Here is a 15,663-nt window from a genome sequence, read left to right as displayed (position 1 = left end):
CAGGGTGCCTGCGGCCAGATTACCCCAGGCACAAGGCCAAACCGGTTGCTGGACGCGCTCGGTCTGAAGGCATAGCAGCTCCCACAGGATTTCCTTTGTTTGTTAGAGCGCCAGCCTGCGGTCAGAAGTGAAACGCCACCCCCGTGGTCACGTTGAACGCATCCCCCACATAGAAGTTGGCCGAGTCCTGGCCCTTGGCGTCATACGCGGTGTTGGTGGCCGTGGCATAGCGTTTGTTGGTCAGGTTGCGCGCATCGACGAACACTTCCCACTTCTTGCTCGGGGCCTCGTAGCCCACCTTCGCGCCCCACAACGTGTAAGACGGCGCGCTCAGGGAGTTGGCAAAATCCACGTAATAGCTGGACGCCGCCCGGGCGTTGAGCTGCGCGTAGAACCCGCTGCCCTGGCGATATTCCAGCTCGGCCTGGTAGACCTGACGCGGCAGGCCCGGCAGTTGGTTGTCGCCGAACACCGCGTCATTGCGGTAGTGGAAGTCGTTGAAGGTGTACGCCTGGCGCAAGGTCACGGTGTCGCCATTGCCGCCGTCCCACAGTTGCGCATTCAAGCCGGCTTCGATGCCCTGGTGAATCGTCGCGCTGCCGTTGGAGGTGGCCACCAGTTGGTCCTGGGTCGCGGTTGCCTGGCGCACCACCACCGACAACAGTTCTTTCTGCACCCACGAGCGGTACACCGTCAGGCTGCCGTCGAAAATGCCGTGGCCGCCGCGAATCCCGAACTCCACAGTGTTGGCTTTTTGTGGCCGCACATCGCGGATATACGGCGTGCCGGTGCTGCCCAACTGCCAGGTGACCGGTGGGTCCACCGAGCGGCTGACGTTGCCGAACACTTCGAATTCCGGGGTCAGCTGGTAGCGCAGGCCGATGCGCGGGGCGACGTCGGTCTCGTCGTATTCCACGCCACTGGGGAACGCGCTGGTATTGGTGCCGGTGGTGTATTCGATCTGCGCCTTGCGCTTGATATCAATCAGCGACAGCCCGGTGGACAGCCACGTACGGTCATTCAGTTGCAGTTCGTTGCCGAGGGAAAACACCGTGTCCCGGGAGCCGGTGTAGTTGGTTTTCTGCTGGGTGATGCCGGTGGCCTGGCTGTGGGACTTCACATCGGCCAGGTACGCCAGGGTGTTGCTGAAGGTCACGCTGCTGTCGCTGCGCAGGCCGAAGAAGGTGTCGGCGGTACGCAAGTAGCGCAGGGTCAGGTTAACGTCCTGGGAGCGCCATTCCTGGGGGGTTGGCGAATAGCGCCAGCCGTTGTCCAGCGGGTAATCGTTGTAGCCCAGGCCGACTTCGAGCTTGGCATTGTCGTCGAAGGTGTAGGTGGTGGTGCTGCCCAGCAGGGTCGAGCCGTCCTTCTTGCGCCCGATGGGCACGAGGTTGCTGGTGGGGTCGTGCTTGAGTTGGTACTTGGTCAGGGTATTGCCCTGGCTGAGGGTTTCTTCCTTGTAGCGAATATAGAAGCGCGTCTCCAGTTGCGGGCTGAAGACGTGGCCGAAGTTGGCGACGATGCCCTGCCCTTTGTTCGGCGTATTGTCTTGGTAACCGTCACGCTCGTTGTGCTGGATGCTGACGTAGTAGTCGTTGTCACCGTCCACGCCACCGGTGCTCAGTTGCTGCTTACGGTAGCCGAAGCTGCCGGCTTCGAAGCGCGCGTAATTGCCCGGATCGGTGCGGCCGGTCTTGCTCACGAAGTTGATCGCGCCGCCCAGGGACAAGGCCGAATAACGGAAGGCGTTGGCGCCGTAGAGCACTTCGGTGTGGTCCACCGAGGCCATGTCCAGCATGTCTTCCTGGGTGCCGCCCGGCCCGGTCAGCGGCAGGCCGTCGTAGAGGAATTTAATCCCCAGCACATAGCCTTGATAGAAGGTATTGAGGCCCGAACCCCGGATCGAAATCTTGTTGGCGCCCGAGCCGCTGGTGGCCTGGGCGAAGACGCCGGGCTGCAACGCCAGCACGTCCTCGGCATTGGCTGCGCGGCCCTGCTCGATTTTACGGTTATCGATCACCGCGGTTTTGCCGGGCACATTGGCCAGCTGTTTTTCGGCCTTCTGTGCTTCGGTGGCCTCGGCGCCGGTGACCACCACCGTGGCCAGGGTCGGGTCGGCCTCGGCGGCAAAGGCCGCGCCGTGTACCAACATCAACAGCACGCCAAGGCTGGAAGCGGTGGCCAGTGACGCAAAAAAACGCGCGCGTGGTTCAAACAGTTGCCGCATGAATTAAATACTCCTGGGGTCTCGTATCAGTGGGAGCATCTATTCGTATAGTCGCGCTCTGATTCAAACTTTGCAGGGTTCGTGCCACGTCAAAACATCAATAAATACGGGACCATCGCCCACTTTAAACCGCCACAAGCGCAACACTTTGCTGGTGAAATGTTCGATTCCAGACAACGTCGTAAAACAACAATGACTTATATGCTTAATAGCTAAAAGCATAACCGGGGCCCGCCCGGCCGGGCCCGAGAGCAAGTGTCCGAATCCCAACACCTGTGCAACAAAAGTTGCGTATTTGAGAGTCACCGACCACACCCACAAACAAGAACACCCACATTATCGGCTTACTTTTACTTGGTATGGCTCTTGCTCTGGCAACTAATGAGTCAAGGCACTCAACACGCTCGATAATTAAACAACGAGGTATTTACCCGTGACGGTCAACTTACTCAGCACCCGCAGGACGCCGCTGGAAATTGCCCGTGACCTGGCAACCGAGTTCGCCCGCACCGCCGTGCACCGGGACGCCATCGGCGGCACCCCCAAAGCCGAACGCGACACCCTGCGCAGCAGTGGCTTGTTGTCCCTGAGCATTCCCGGGCAATTCGGCGGCCTGGACGCCAACTGGTCGGAAACCTTCGAAGTGGTGCGCGAATTTGCCCGGGTCGACAGCTCCATCGCCCACGTCTTCGGTTTTCATCACCTGATGCTCGCCACCGTGAGGTTGTTCGCCACCCCCGCCCAGTGGCAAACCTGGTTCAGCCTGACCGCCAGCAACAACTGGTTCTGGGGCAACACCCTGAACCCCCTGGACACGCGCACGGTGGTCAAGCGCCACAGCGGCTGGCGGGAATTCTCGGGGCAGAAAAACTTCTGCTCCGGCGCCAACGATTCAGAAATGCTGATCGCCTCGGCCATCGATGAAAGCGCCGGCGGCACGTTGCTGATCGCGGCCATCCCCAGCGCCCGCAGCGGGATCATCCTGCACAACGACTGGAACAACATGGGCCAGCGCCAGACCGACAGCGGCAGCGTGACCTTCAAGCGCGTGCGTGTGGAAGAATCCGACCTGCTGCTGGACCCCGGCCCCCTGAGTACACCGTTCGCCTGCCTGCGCCCGCTGATTGCGCAACTGCACTTCGCGAATATCTTCCTCGGCATCGCCGAAGGCGCCTTCGAAGAAGCGCGCCAATACACCCTGGAAGAAGCCCGCCCGTGGTTTCGCTCCAGCGCCAGCCACAGCGCCCAGGACCCTTACATCCTCAGCCACTACGGCGATTTTTGGGTAGCCCTGCAAAGCACCCGCCTGTTGGTGGAGCACGCCGGCCAGGTGCTGGATTCGGCATGGGCGAAGGGTTCAGCCCTGACCAGCGAGGAGCGCGGCGAAGCGGCCATTGCCATCGCCACCGCCAAAGTCGCCGCCAGCCGCAACGGCCTGGCGCTCTGTAGCAAGGTCTTCGAGGTCACCGGCGCGCGGGCTACCCACGCCTCGGTGGCACTCGACAGGCACTGGCGCAATTTGCGCACCCAGAGCCTGCATGACCCGCTGGATTACAAACTCCATGAACTGGGAGAGTGGGCACTGAACCATACCCTGCCCATCCCGACGTTTTATTCCTGATCTTTTATTCAAAGGGATCACCATGCAACTGCTGACCTTACCGCCCTCGCCCGCCCTTGCCACCTCCATCCGCGCCACCGCGCAGGTGTTTGAAGACCCCAGGTCCAAGGCCTTGCTCAAGCATGTGCAACAAGTCGCGCCGAGCGAAGCCAGCGTGCTGATCATCGGCGAAACCGGTACCGGCAAGGAGCTGGTGGCACGCCATATCCACAACCTCAGCGGGCGCAAGGAACAGCCGTTCGTGGCGGTCAATTGCGGCGCCTTCTCCGAATCCCTGGTGGAAGCCGAACTGTTCGGCCACGAGAAAGGCGCGTTCACCGGCGCCCTCGGCGCCAAGGCCGGCTGGTTTGAAGAAGCCAATGGCGGCACGCTGTTCCTGGATGAAATCGGCGACCTGCCGATGTCGATCCAGGTCAAGCTGCTGCGGGTGTTGCAGGAGCGCGAAGTGGTGCGCCTGGGTTCGCGCAAGAGCATTGCGATCAATGTGCGGGTGCTGGCGGCCACCAACGTGCAGCTGGAAAAAGCCATCAACGCCGGGCACTTTCGCGAGGACCTGTTCTACCGCCTGAACGTGGTCAACCTGGCACTCAGCCCGCTGCGGGATCGCCCCGGCGATATTCTGCCGCTGGTGCAGTATTTCATCGACACCTACACCCGCCGCCTGGGCTATGGCGACGTCATCTTGAGCCCGGAAGCCGAGCACCGGCTGGCCACCTACAGTTGGCCGGGGAATATCCGCGAACTGGAAAACGTCATTCACCACACCTTGCTGATCTGCCGCGACGGCGTGATCCAGGCCGATGACCTGCGCATGTCCAACCTGCGTATCGAGCGCCAGGAAGACAGCACCACGGCCCATGATTTGCTCAACCAGGCCTTCCAGCGATTGTTCGAGGAACAGATCGACAACCTCCACGAACAGGTCGAGCGCAGCCTGCTGACCGCCGCTTACCGCCTCTGCCACCACAACCAGGTGCACACCGCCGAGCTGCTGGGGCTCAGCCGCAATGTGACCCGCACCTTACTGATCAACCTGGGCGAGCTGAAGGTCAACAAGCGCCGCTCGCCAACCAGCGCCCGGGATGACCGGGTGCTGCACCTGTCGATCTAAGCGGCACTGCGCGGCGTACCCGGTACGCCGCCTGATCACAGCACCGCTTCGTCCAGCGCATCGCTGAACTGGCGGCTCCACAACCGCGCGTAGTGCCCACCCTGGCGCAGCAGCTGTTCGTGGCTGCCGTCCTCGACGACCCGGCCATTGTCGAACACCAGGATCCGGTCCAGATGGGCCACGGTGGACAGCCGGTGGGCGACCACCAACACGGTCTTGTCTTCCATGATTTCGTCGAGCTTGTCCTGGATGAAACGCTCGGTGATGGAGTCCAGGCTGGAGGTGGCTTCATCCATCACCAGGATCGGCGCGTTCTTCAGCAACACCCGGGCGATCGCGATGCGCTGGCGCTGGCCGCCGGACAACTTGACCCCACGCTCGCCCACCAGGGATTCGTAGCCGTGCTCCATGCTGTCGATAAACTCACGGGCACCGGCGCGATGGATTGCCTCGGCCACTTCGTCCATCGAGGCATCCAGGCGGCCGTAGTGGATATTTTCGCGAATGCTGCGGTGGAACAGCCCGGGCTCCTGGGGGATCAGGCCGATCTGCTGGTGCAGGGAATGCTGGGTGACGTCACGCACGTCCTTGCCGTCCACCAGCACCTGGCCTTGCTGCACGTCGTAGAGGCGCAGCAGCACGCTCAGCAGGGTCGACTTTCCGGAGCCCGAGGCGCCCACCAGGCCGACTTTCTGGCCGGCGGGGATGACGATATTCAGGTGCTCGAAAATCGGCCGGCCGGCGCCGTAGCTGAAGCCCACGTCGCGAAACTCGATATCCCCGCGCTTGACCTGCAGCGCCTTGGCTCCGGGTTGGTCGATGACCTCATGGGGACGAATCAGGCTGCGCACGCCGTTGGCGATATTGCCGGTGGCTTCGAAGAATTCAAGAAAGCGCCGCGACAGGTTGCCCACGTCACTGATGATCAACAGCGACAGGCTGGTGGACATCACAAACGCGGCGATATCGATGCGGTGACTGCGCCACAGGTACAGGGCAAGCAGCAACAGCCCCAGCTTGAGCACCACGCCACAGCTGGTCTGGAACCAGCGGATACGCTCCATGTAGCCGAGGGAGCGGTAGGCGGCGGTCACCTCCTTGTCGAGGAAAGTGCCCAGGTAGCTGTGCTCGAATGCATGGCGGGCAAACAGGCGGATATTGGCCAGGTTGGACACCGCGTCCACCACCTTGCCGGTGCTGGTGCTGCGGGCGGCCGAATACTGCTGGGCCAGCGGATGACTGCGCCGCGCCAGCAGGTAACAGATGGCGATGAACACCACCGACCAGCCGGCCATGAACAGCGCCAACAGGGGCGATGCGGTCCACAGCAACGCCGTGGCCAGGCTCAGCGTGACCAGCAGCGGGATCAGGTCGAACAGCAGGATGCTCAGGGTCTGGTTCACCCCGAGGGTCACTTCCGACACCCGGTGCGCCAGGGCGCCGGCGAACTCGTTGCTGATAAAACGGTGGGAATGCTGTTGCAGGTAGGCGAACACCACGTGGGTCACCGTACGCCGCTGCAACGGCAGCACATGGATATGGCAGCCCGCCGCCGCGCGAGTAAACAGCACCTCGCACACCAGCAGTACGGCGAACAGGGTCAAGGGCCAGCGCAGCACCTCGAACGCTCGGTCCGCCTCCAGGCCGTTACTCACGGTACGGGTGATTTGCCCCAGGCCCCAGGGAATCAGGATCGAACACACCACGGCGGCAATCTGCAGCAGCAGAATCGCCAGGTACCATCCTTTGAAATGACCGATGAAATGCCGCACAAACGCCGCCGGGGTAGACGGCAAGTGTTGGACATTCCAGGTGCGAAACAATGAAAAAGACGAGCTCATGGCCAATGACATTCCTGAATGACGCCTGTGGCCGCGCAGCTTTCAGGCAAAAAATGGCACCGTCGGTGCCTGATAGTCAGCAAATGGAACAGACAACCGAATCACCTGTGGCAGGGAGCTGCTGTGGCGAGGGAGCTTGCTCCCGCTGGGCTGCGCAGCGGCCCCAAAATCCTGGGAGCGCTTCGCACTCCAGCGGGAGCAAGCTCCCTCGCCACAGCAGCTCCCTCTCCACAGCAAGCTTACTCACCACCGCAAGCTCCCTCACCACAGCAAGCGCCCTCGGCACAGGTTCAGTGTTGTTTTTGGGATTGGTAGCGAATTTCCTCCAACTCACAACCGCCCCGGGTAAGGGGCCGGCTTGATTCGGCCTGCGCTGTCCAGCCGGCGTTCTGGTAAAAACGAATTGCCCGGCGGTTTCCGGCAAGCACCCACAACGTCGCCGTCTCCAGGCCCTGGCTGGCGAGGTGTTCCAGGCCCCTGAGCCACAGCGCCCTGCCCACCCCGGTGCCCCAATACTCGGCCAGCACATACACGGCCTGCACTTCACCGGTGTTGCCGGGATCAGCGTCCTCATCACGGCTCGGGCTCACGGCAATCCAGCCCACCACACGCCCATCAACCTCTGCGACAAACACGGCTTCGTTTGCCTGCTCAATCGACTGCCGCCATAAGGCTTCGCGCCGGGGCTGTGTCGCCTCCAGCGAAGCCAGGTAAGCCACCGGCATCAGCTCACGATAAGCCTGTTGCCAGCTGCGAATATGCACCCAGGCAATGTCACCTGCGTCCTCGACATGGGCTGCACGAATCATCAAATACCCTCTGCGCGTTTTGCATAAATCGCCGAGCCCGCCTGCGGCGACAGCCTGCGATAAACCAGCCCCGATAAGGCACACAGCAATCCGGCACCCGCCATGATCCAGGCAATATCACTCTGCTCGACCGTGGCATGCCCGCGCACGGCCATGATCAAGCCGAGCAGGCCCGCCGCGATGCCCACCGACAAACTCAACGTCAACTGAATGGTCATCGCCGACAGGCTGCTGGCGCGGCTGGATTGCTCCGGTGGCACGTCGGCATAGGTCAACGCCCCCAGGGTGCTGAATTGCAACGAGCGAATGATCCCGCTGCCAAATAACACCAGTATTACAATCCAGTAAGGCGTTGATACCTCGAACAGGCTGCACGCCAGGAGGGTTGCACCGGTGAGCACGGCATTGCTGATCAAGGTACGCCGGAAGCCGAAGCGACTGACGATGCGTACCGCCAGCATCTTCATCAGCAACGCCCCCACGCCACCGGCAACGCTCAACAGCCCGGCCTGCAACGGGTTAAGCCCGAAACACAGCTGGAACAGCAGCACCAGCAAAAACGGCTGTGACGCGCTGCCGATGCGCATCAGGTTGCCGCCCCAGAAACTCACCGCGAAGGTCGGTATTTTCAACAATGAGAAATCGATCAACGGGTGCGCCGTGCGCCGCGCATGCCGCACATACAGCCAGGCACTCAACAGCCCGCCGCCAATCAGCAGCAACGCCCACTGGCGCGGCAACAGGCCGTGGCCCAGCACCTCGAAGCCAAACACCAGCCCGCCCAGCGCCACCGCACTGAGCAACAGGCCGGGAACATCCAGTGGCTGCCCAGGCGTCCCGGAATAATCCGGGATGTAGCGCAGCACCAGGATCACCCCGAGCACGCCAATGGGCAGGTTGATCAGGAAGATCCAGTGCCATGACAGCACCGTCACCAGCAACCCGCCCAAAGGCGGACCCAGCAGCGGCCCCACCAGCGCCGCCACCGTCAGGTACGACATGGCGCGCAGGAGGTTTTCCCGCGCCGACCAGCGCAGCAGGATCACCTGCCCCACCGGCACCATCATCGCCCCCGAAGCGCCCTGGGCCAAACGCGCCAGGGACAATTGCAGCAGCGAGCCCGAACAGGCACAGGCCACCGACGCCAGGGTGAACAGCACGATCGCGCTGATAAACACCCGACGCGGCCCAAACCGGTCGGCCGCCCAACCGCTGACCGGCACAAACAGCGCCACCGCCAGCAGGTACAGCGACACCACCAGGTTCATGCGTACGCTGGGCTCGCCGAAATCCCGGGCCATCTGCGGCAGCGCCGTGAGCACCGCCGTAGCGTCGATCAGCTCCATGAACAGCGCACAGCCGATGATCATCGGCACCCGGCGCGCGTGCCCGGTGCCCACCTCGCCCACGGGGTGTGAAAGGTCGAGGGCGTGGTTCAAAACAGCCCCGAGGTCGGTGGTGGCGTGCCCTTGAGTTGCCAGGCGCCCACGGCTGCGGCTTTCCAGTGCCGGGGATTGTGGTTGGCCACGGTGCGCGCGTTGCGCCAGTGCCGGTCCAGGTTATGGGCGCGGCCGGTGGTGGACGCGCCGCCCACGTCGAACACCAGCTCGGCGGCCTTGAGCGCTGACTCCGCCGCGATGTATTGCGCTTGCGCCACATCCACCGCTGCCTGGTCGACGGCCACCGCCTCAAGATCGGCGGCCCAGGCGCGGTCGATGGCGTCCGCCGCGTGCAGCACCACCGCTTCGGCAGTAAACGCCCGGGCCGAAACGTCGCCCACACTCAGTTCCACATACGGGTCATCCACCGAGCGCGTGGCGCTGCTGTGCTTGATCGGCCGGGCATGGTCCTTGGCGAAGGTCACCGCATCATTCAAGGCATTGCGTGCGATACCCGCCTGCACCGCCGCGAGGAACACTTGCAAAAACGGCGTGACAATCGTGCGTTTGCCTTCCTCGACGGTGCGGGTGCGGATCTCGCTGGCCAACACCTGCACATCATGCAGATGGGTGGTGCCACTGGCGGTCAGGCGCTGGCCCATGGCGTCGAAATCATCCAGCAGCTCCAGGCCCTGGCGGTCGCGCGGCAGGATGAAGGAGACGGGCTGGTCATTTTCGTCCAGGGCCACGGCGCTGACCCAGTCGGCGTACAGCGAACCGGTGCTGTAGTACTTGCTGCCGGACGCCCGGAAATGCTCGCCGTCACGCACGATACGCGCGCTGATGGAACCGTTGGCACCGCCGACTTCCCAGCCGGCATTGCCGATCACCGCGCCTTGCAGATAGCGCGCAAACCAGCGTTCACGCTCCTCTTCCGCGCCCTCGGCGCGGGACGCCAGCAGGCCCTCGACAAACCCGAAACCGGGACGCAACGCCTGGGCCACATTGGAGTCGGCCGAGGCGATGCGAATCAGCAAGGCAATCGCGTCCTTGACCGAACCACCGGCGCCGCCAAACCGCTTGGGAATCCGTACGGTAAACAGCCCGGCATGGGCGATCTGCGCCACCGCCTCATACGGCAGTTGGCGATCGCGCTCCCGTTGCGCAGCACCGGCGGCGATCGGCGGCAGGATGCGGTCGGCACGGGCATTCAATTCGGCCACCGTCACAACCGGCGGCTTGGGTACAGCAGACAACTTGCTCATGGCACTTCCTTGATTCAGGTCTAGATGGCGATTTTCCACAGGCGCGATTCATCAAACAGCCAGCCGGGGTGTTCCGCCTCCAGGGCCGGCACCACCAGTTGTGTGCCACTACCGGGCAAGCGCGGCACGGCCCCCAGCAAGCGTTGGGTGTATTCGTGCTGGGGCGATTCGAACAACGCCTCGACGCTGGCGCTTTCCACCACCTGGCCGTGACGCATCACCAACACCTCATCGCTGACGTGGCGAATCACCCCCAGGTCGTGGGAGATAAACAGGTAGGCCAGGCCCAGGGACGCTTGCAGGTCGGCCAGCAGATCCAGCACTTGGGCCTGCACCGACACATCCAGCGCCGACACCGGCTCGTCACAGATAATCACTTTGGGGTTGCTGGCAATCGCCCGGGCAATCGCCACGCGCTGGCGCTGCCCGCCCGACAATTGCAGGGGCCGACGCTCGGCCAGTTGCGGCGCCAGGCGGACCTGGTCGAGCAACTGCGACACCCGGGCGGCCTGTTGCTCGGCGTCGATGCCTGCAACGTCCAGCGCATCACTGAGGATCTGCCCGACCGTCCAGCGCGGGTCGAATGAACTCAGCGGGTCTTGATAGATCACGCTGATGTCCCGGCGATGCACACGTCGGGCCTTCTCCTCCACCCGCCCGGCGCCTGCCGCGGCCCACGGCTGGTCGAGAAAACGCACCTCGCCCGCATCCGGTTGCAGCAGCCCGAGGGCGATGCGCGCCACCGTGGTTTTGCCGGAGCCGGACTCACCGACGATGCCCAGGGTGCGGCCGGCGCGCAGTTCGAAGCTGACGCCATCCACCACCTGGCGTGACTGTTGATCGGGGCCGACATACCGTTTGCCCAGGCCCGTGGCCTTGAGCAACACCGGCGAATCCGCGCCCGGCCGTGGTTGCGCCACAGCGTTGCTGCGCTCCGGCGACAGGCGTGTGCCACGGGCATGCTCGGCGGGCACCGCATCCAGCAGCGAGCGCGTGTAGGCGTGGCGCGGGTTGAGCAGCACCTGATCCATCGGGCCCTGCTCCACCACTTCACCGTGGCGCAGCACCAGCACCTCGTCCGCCAGTTGCGCGACCACCGCCAGGTCATGGCTGATGATCAGCAGCGAATCGCCGCGGGCCTTGATCTGCTGCAACACCTGCAGAATCTGCGCCTGCACCGTGGCGTCCAGCGCGGTGGTGGGTTCATCGGCAATCACCAGGCCGGGGTTCAATGCGAGGGCGCTGGCAATCAGCGCACGCTGGCGCAGGCCGCCGGAGAGTTGATCGGGGCGCTGGCGCGCACGCAGTTGCGGTTCGGGTACACCGACCAGGTCCAGCAGTTCGATGACCCGTTCGCCACGGCTGCGACGGTCGCCCCAGCCGTGGGTCTCCAGCGCTTCGAGAATTTCCTTGCCCACCGGCCGCAACGGGTCGAGGGACACCAGTGCGTCCTGCAATACAAAACCGATGCCGTTGCCACGCAAACGGCGCCAGCCGCGTTCCGACAGGCTGAGCAAATCCACTCCGTCGTAACTCAAGGTGCGCGCCGTGACCTTCGCGCCCGCACCCGCCAGGCCGATCAGGCTGCGGGCGGTGACGCTTTTGCCCGAGCCGGACTCACCCACCAGCGCCAGGGTTTTGCCCGGCTCCAGGGTGAAAGACAGATTGCGTACCACCGACTGCCCGGCAAACTCGATGGACAGCCCTTCAACGATCAAGCGTTTCTGGTCGCTCATGAAAGACGGCCCTCCAGGCGTTGTTGCAGGTAACGGCCAGTGACCGTGGTCGACAGCGTGGTCAATACGATGAACAGGCCGGGGAAGAACGTCAGCCACCAGGCGTTGGCAATAAAGTCGCGGCCCATGGACAACATGGTCCCCCACTCCGGCGCCGGCGGACGTGCGCCCAGGCCGAGAAAACTCAGGGCCGAAGCCCAGACAATCGCCTGGCCCACGCCCATGGTCAGCGTCACGATCAACGGGCGCATGGCGTTCGGCAGCAGCTGCCGCAGGATGATGCGCAGCGGCGGATGCCCGAGGGCCCGGGCCGCTTCGATGTAGCCCGCGTTGCGCACCGCCAGCACCTGGCCACGGACCATGCGTGCGTAGCCCGGTGCGCTGCCCAGCCCGGTGGCGACAATCAGCGGGCCAATGCCGCTGCCGAAGATCGCCACGAACAGCAGCGCCAGGATCAGGCTCGGGAACGCAAACAGCACTTCCAGCAACCAACCCACGCTACGGTCCACCCGCGCGCCGCCGAGCCCGCCCAGCAGGCCGAGCACGATGGCGATGCCCATGGCGATCGCGGTGGCGGCCAGGCCGATAAACAGCGACTGGCGGGTGCCGTAGATCACCCGTGAAAAAATATCCCGCCCCGACTGGTCGGTGCCGAACCAGTGGGCCCAGCTCGGCGGATGAAACGCCTCGCGGGGCACGATGGCCAATGGATCGCTGTAGGCGAACCCCTGCGGCACCAGCGCCGCGACAATCACCAGCAGCAGAAAGGTCATCGCCAACAGCGGGCCGGGCCGCAGCGTGCGGGTGGTGCGCTGAATCCGCAGCGCGGGCAGCGGTGTTTCCAGGGTCAGGCCGCTCATGCTGGAATCTCCTGTTGGCGAGGGTCGACCCACAGGTACAGCAGGTCGACCAGGATGTTGGCGAGCACGTAACCGGCGGCGACCACCAGGCTGATGCCGATGGTCAGCGGCAGGTCCTGTGCCTGCACCGCCTGGTACAGCTGTCGGCCGAGGCCCTTGCGGGAAAAAATCACTTCGATCACCACGGCACCGCTGATCAGCGCGCCGATGGCCCAGCCCGACAGCGAGATGCCCGGCAATACGGCGTGGCGCAACGCGTGTTTGAAGCGCACGTTGAAGTCACTCAGGCCACGGGTGCGGGCGGTCAGGATGAAGGGTTGGTCGAGGGTCAAATCCAGGGATTCACGGGTGACCTGGGCGATAAACCCGGCCAGCGGAATCGCCAGGGCGAACGACGGCAACACCAGGGTGCGCCAGCCATCACTGCCCGCTGGCGGGAACAGCCGGAGGCCGAACGCAAACACCGCCAGCAGCAGAATCCCCAGCCAGAAATGCGGCAACGCGGCGGCCAGGGTTTCGGCCAGCGAGGCCAGGCTGGCCACCCAGCGTCGGCGCCCGGCGGTGAGCACCGTCAGCGCCAGCACCAGCACCCAGGCCAGCGCGAGAGAGGTCAGGGTCAGCTCCAGGGTCGGCCAGGATTGCTCGGCGAGCACTCGGGTCACCGGCAGATGCTGGGAATAGGAAACCCCCAAGTCGCCCTGCACCAGCCGCCCGAGGTACAACGCGTATTGCACCGCCAGCGGCTTGTCCAGCCCGTACTCGCGGGTCGCTTCGGCGATGGTCTCGGCGGTGGGGTTGCCGCTCGGGCCGCCGAGGATCGCCAGCACCGGATCACCGGGCATCAGGCGCAAGGCAAAGAAGGTCAGCGTGGCCACCGCCCAGAGCACCAGCACCCCGCCGGCAAGGCGCCACAAAGCGCGTTTGCCGAGCCGGGCCAGGCGCTCGTGGCGTGGGTTGGCAAGTGAAGGATTGCTCATTTGTTCACCCATGCGTCATAGAGATAGGTCACCGCCAGCGACGGCTCCAGCCGCACACCCTGGGTGGTCTTGTAGATCCCCAGCCGCGTGCTTTGCGGGTAGGTGGTCAGTTGCAGGTACTGGCTGGAAGCGATCTTCTGCGCCTGGTAATACAAGGCCCGGCGCTGGTCGCTGTCCTGGGTGGTGAGGGCTTGCTGGATCAGCGTGTCGAAGGCCGGGTCACTGAAGCCTGCGGTGTTCTGGTGATAACCCCCTACGCCTGCGGGGCGGATGAACTCACTGCCGAAGATGATCCGCAGCACGTCGGCGGTGTTGGTGTTCCAGTAGCCGAGGCGAATGTCGTAGTCCCAGTCCGCCTGGCGCTGGGTGGCCTGCACGTCACTCATCTGGTCGACGATCAGCTCAAAGCCGGCCTGCCGGGTGGTGGCCTGTACCTGCTCCCACAGGGTGTATTCCGACGGTGGCGTGCGGTTGCCCATCACCACATGGACTTGCAGGCGCTTGCCGTCCTTGGTGCGGTAGCCCTCGCTGTCGCGTTGAGTCCAGCCGGCCTGGTCGAGCAACTGCGCGGCCCGGGCCGGGTCGTAATCCTGGGCGTGCTGGAATTCCGGGCTGTAGAAGCGCGTGGCCGGGCTCAACGGGCCGCCGGCGCGGGGGAATTCGTTGAAGTACACACTCTTCAACGCACCCTCGATATCGGAACTGCGCACGAAGGCTTCGCGCACCCGCAGGTCATCGAACGGCGCACGGGTAATGTTCAGGGTGCCGTTGGTGGGGTTGCCGGGGCGCTGGGCGATCACCAAGGTCAGGTCCGGATTGCGCCGGGCGGCCTCGTGGGATTCGGGGGGCAGTGCTTCGATGACATCGACCTCACCGGCCTGCAACGAGGCGAAGCGCACGGAAGGTTCCTGGATGAACTTCCAGACGATCCGGTCGAGCCAGGCCGGGCCCTGGTGTTTGGCGGTGGGCGGTGCCCAGTTGTAGTCGGGGTTGCGCACCAGCTCGACCTGGCTCTGGCGGTCCCAGCGCACCACCTTGAACGGGCCGCTGCCCACCGGGCTTTCGCAGTTCACGTCGCGGGAGCGCAGCAGTGCGGTGGGGGACTCGATGCCCAGGAAGCCTTGGGCCAACACTTCCAGAAACGCCGCGTAAGGCGTGGCCAGGTGCACCACGGCGGTGTATTCGTCGAGCACGTCGGTGCTGCGGTATTGGCGGATGTAGCCGCCTGCGGTGCTCGACTGGGTCTTGGGGTTGGCCATGTGGTCGAGGTTGGCCTTGACCGCGACGGCGTTGAACGGGGTGCCGTCGGTGAAGTGCACGTCGTTGCGCAGGTGGAAGGTGTAGGTCAGGCCGTCCGGGGACACTTCCCAGGCCTTGGCGAGCCAGGGGCCGATGCGGCCGTCGGGGTCCATGGAGACCAGGGAGTCCAGGTACTGCTGGGCGACGAACACCTGGGGCATGTCGCCGGCCACGTGGGGGTCGAGGCAGGTGGGTTCGCGGTCGGTGGCGTAGACCAGGGTGCCGCCTTTTACCGGTTGGTCACTGCGGGTGGCGGTGGGGCCGCTTTGGCCGCAGCCTAGGAGCAGGCCGCAGAGTGTGGCGGTGCTGATAAGGAGCAGCGGGCTGGATCGTCGCGGGTAAGGGGCGGGTTCTTGCATGATTGGTGAGGCCTGAAGTCCGGGGATTGGGGTATTGCACAAGGCATGCCGGGTTTCAGGGGCCGTAAATACGGGACATTGGGCGGGTGGGAGATTGGGGAAAACGACAATGTGTGTGGGAAGTGTTGGTCAGGCAACAGCTTGGGGATGAGGTGGACCGAGTACATATCCGTTTCTTC

The 15,663-nt window shown here is 64.1% G+C and carries 11 protein-coding genes; 2 read left to right on the top strand and 9 right to left on the bottom strand.

The features are described 5' to 3' along the window. Window positions 1-121: 121 nt before the first annotated feature. On the bottom strand, window positions 122-2,227 hold the full coding sequence (locus tag HX855_RS32135; RefSeq protein ID WP_177091367.1) for a TonB-dependent receptor domain-containing protein: 2,106 nt from the start codon (window positions 2,225-2,227) through the stop codon (window positions 122-124). A 433-nt stretch (window positions 2,228-2,660) separates the two neighbouring features. Here HX855_RS32135 and HX855_RS32130 point away from each other — a divergent pair, with 433 nt between their 5' ends. Together HX855_RS32130 and HX855_RS32125 are read left to right on the top strand one after the other, a co-directional pair. Further along, window positions 2,661-3,848 (top strand): acyl-CoA dehydrogenase family protein, encoded by a 1,188-nt coding sequence (locus HX855_RS32130; protein WP_177091369.1) that lies wholly within the window; start codon window positions 2,661-2,663, stop codon window positions 3,846-3,848. Between the two features lie 22 nt (window positions 3,849-3,870). After that, a complete protein-coding gene (locus HX855_RS32125; protein ID WP_177091371.1) occupies window positions 3,871-4,959 on the top strand; it encodes a sigma-54-dependent Fis family transcriptional regulator in 1,089 nt (362 codons plus the stop codon). A gap of 35 nt (window positions 4,960-4,994) precedes the next feature. Here HX855_RS32125 and HX855_RS32120 read toward each other — a convergent pair whose 3' ends face one another. The 8 genes from HX855_RS32120 to HX855_RS32085 form a co-directional block, all read right to left on the bottom strand. After that, complete coding sequence (locus tag HX855_RS32120) at window positions 4,995-6,800, bottom strand: ABC transporter ATP-binding protein (protein WP_177091373.1); 1,806 nt, start codon at window positions 6,798-6,800, stop codon at window positions 4,995-4,997. 290 nt (window positions 6,801-7,090) lie between these two features. Beyond that, complete coding sequence (locus tag HX855_RS32115) at window positions 7,091-7,609, bottom strand: GNAT family N-acetyltransferase (RefSeq protein WP_177091375.1); 519 nt, start codon at window positions 7,607-7,609, stop codon at window positions 7,091-7,093. Then, on the bottom strand, window positions 7,609-9,048 hold the full coding sequence (locus HX855_RS32110) for an MFS transporter (protein WP_177091377.1): 1,440 nt from the start codon (window positions 9,046-9,048) through the stop codon (window positions 7,609-7,611). The genes HX855_RS32115 and HX855_RS32110 overlap by 1 nt, the downstream gene beginning before the upstream one ends. Continuing rightward, the gene (locus HX855_RS32105) at window positions 9,045-10,253 is read right to left on the bottom strand and encodes an acyl-CoA dehydrogenase family protein (protein WP_177091379.1); all 1,209 of its coding nucleotides are present in this window, start codon (window positions 10,251-10,253) and stop codon (window positions 9,045-9,047) included. The genes HX855_RS32110 and HX855_RS32105 overlap by 4 nt, the downstream gene beginning before the upstream one ends. A gap of 20 nt (window positions 10,254-10,273) precedes the next feature. Continuing rightward, window positions 10,274-11,989: an ABC transporter ATP-binding protein gene (locus HX855_RS32100; RefSeq protein WP_177091381.1), complete on the bottom strand. Its 1,716-nt coding sequence runs from the start codon at window positions 11,987-11,989 to the stop codon at window positions 10,274-10,276. Then, on the bottom strand, window positions 11,986-12,849 hold the full coding sequence (locus tag HX855_RS32095; protein WP_177091383.1) for an ABC transporter permease: 864 nt from the start codon (window positions 12,847-12,849) through the stop codon (window positions 11,986-11,988). The genes HX855_RS32100 and HX855_RS32095 overlap by 4 nt, the downstream gene beginning before the upstream one ends. Then, a complete protein-coding gene (locus tag HX855_RS32090; protein WP_177091385.1) occupies window positions 12,846-13,826 on the bottom strand; it encodes an ABC transporter permease in 981 nt (326 codons plus the stop codon). Before HX855_RS32090 ends, HX855_RS32095 begins: the two co-directional genes overlap by 4 nt. After that, window positions 13,823-15,484 (bottom strand): ABC transporter substrate-binding protein, encoded by a 1,662-nt coding sequence (locus HX855_RS32085; RefSeq protein ID WP_177091387.1) that lies wholly within the window; start codon window positions 15,482-15,484, stop codon window positions 13,823-13,825. The genes HX855_RS32090 and HX855_RS32085 overlap by 4 nt, the downstream gene beginning before the upstream one ends. Window positions 15,485-15,663 lie beyond the last annotated feature (179 nt).

It is taken from the genome of Pseudomonas sp. IPO3778 (genome assembly GCF_013386825.1).
Classification (GTDB): Bacteria; Pseudomonadota; Gammaproteobacteria; order Pseudomonadales; family Pseudomonadaceae; genus Aquipseudomonas.
The sequence above is the reverse complement of the archived record's forward strand: the minus strand, read 5'-3'. Positions and strand labels throughout refer to the sequence as shown.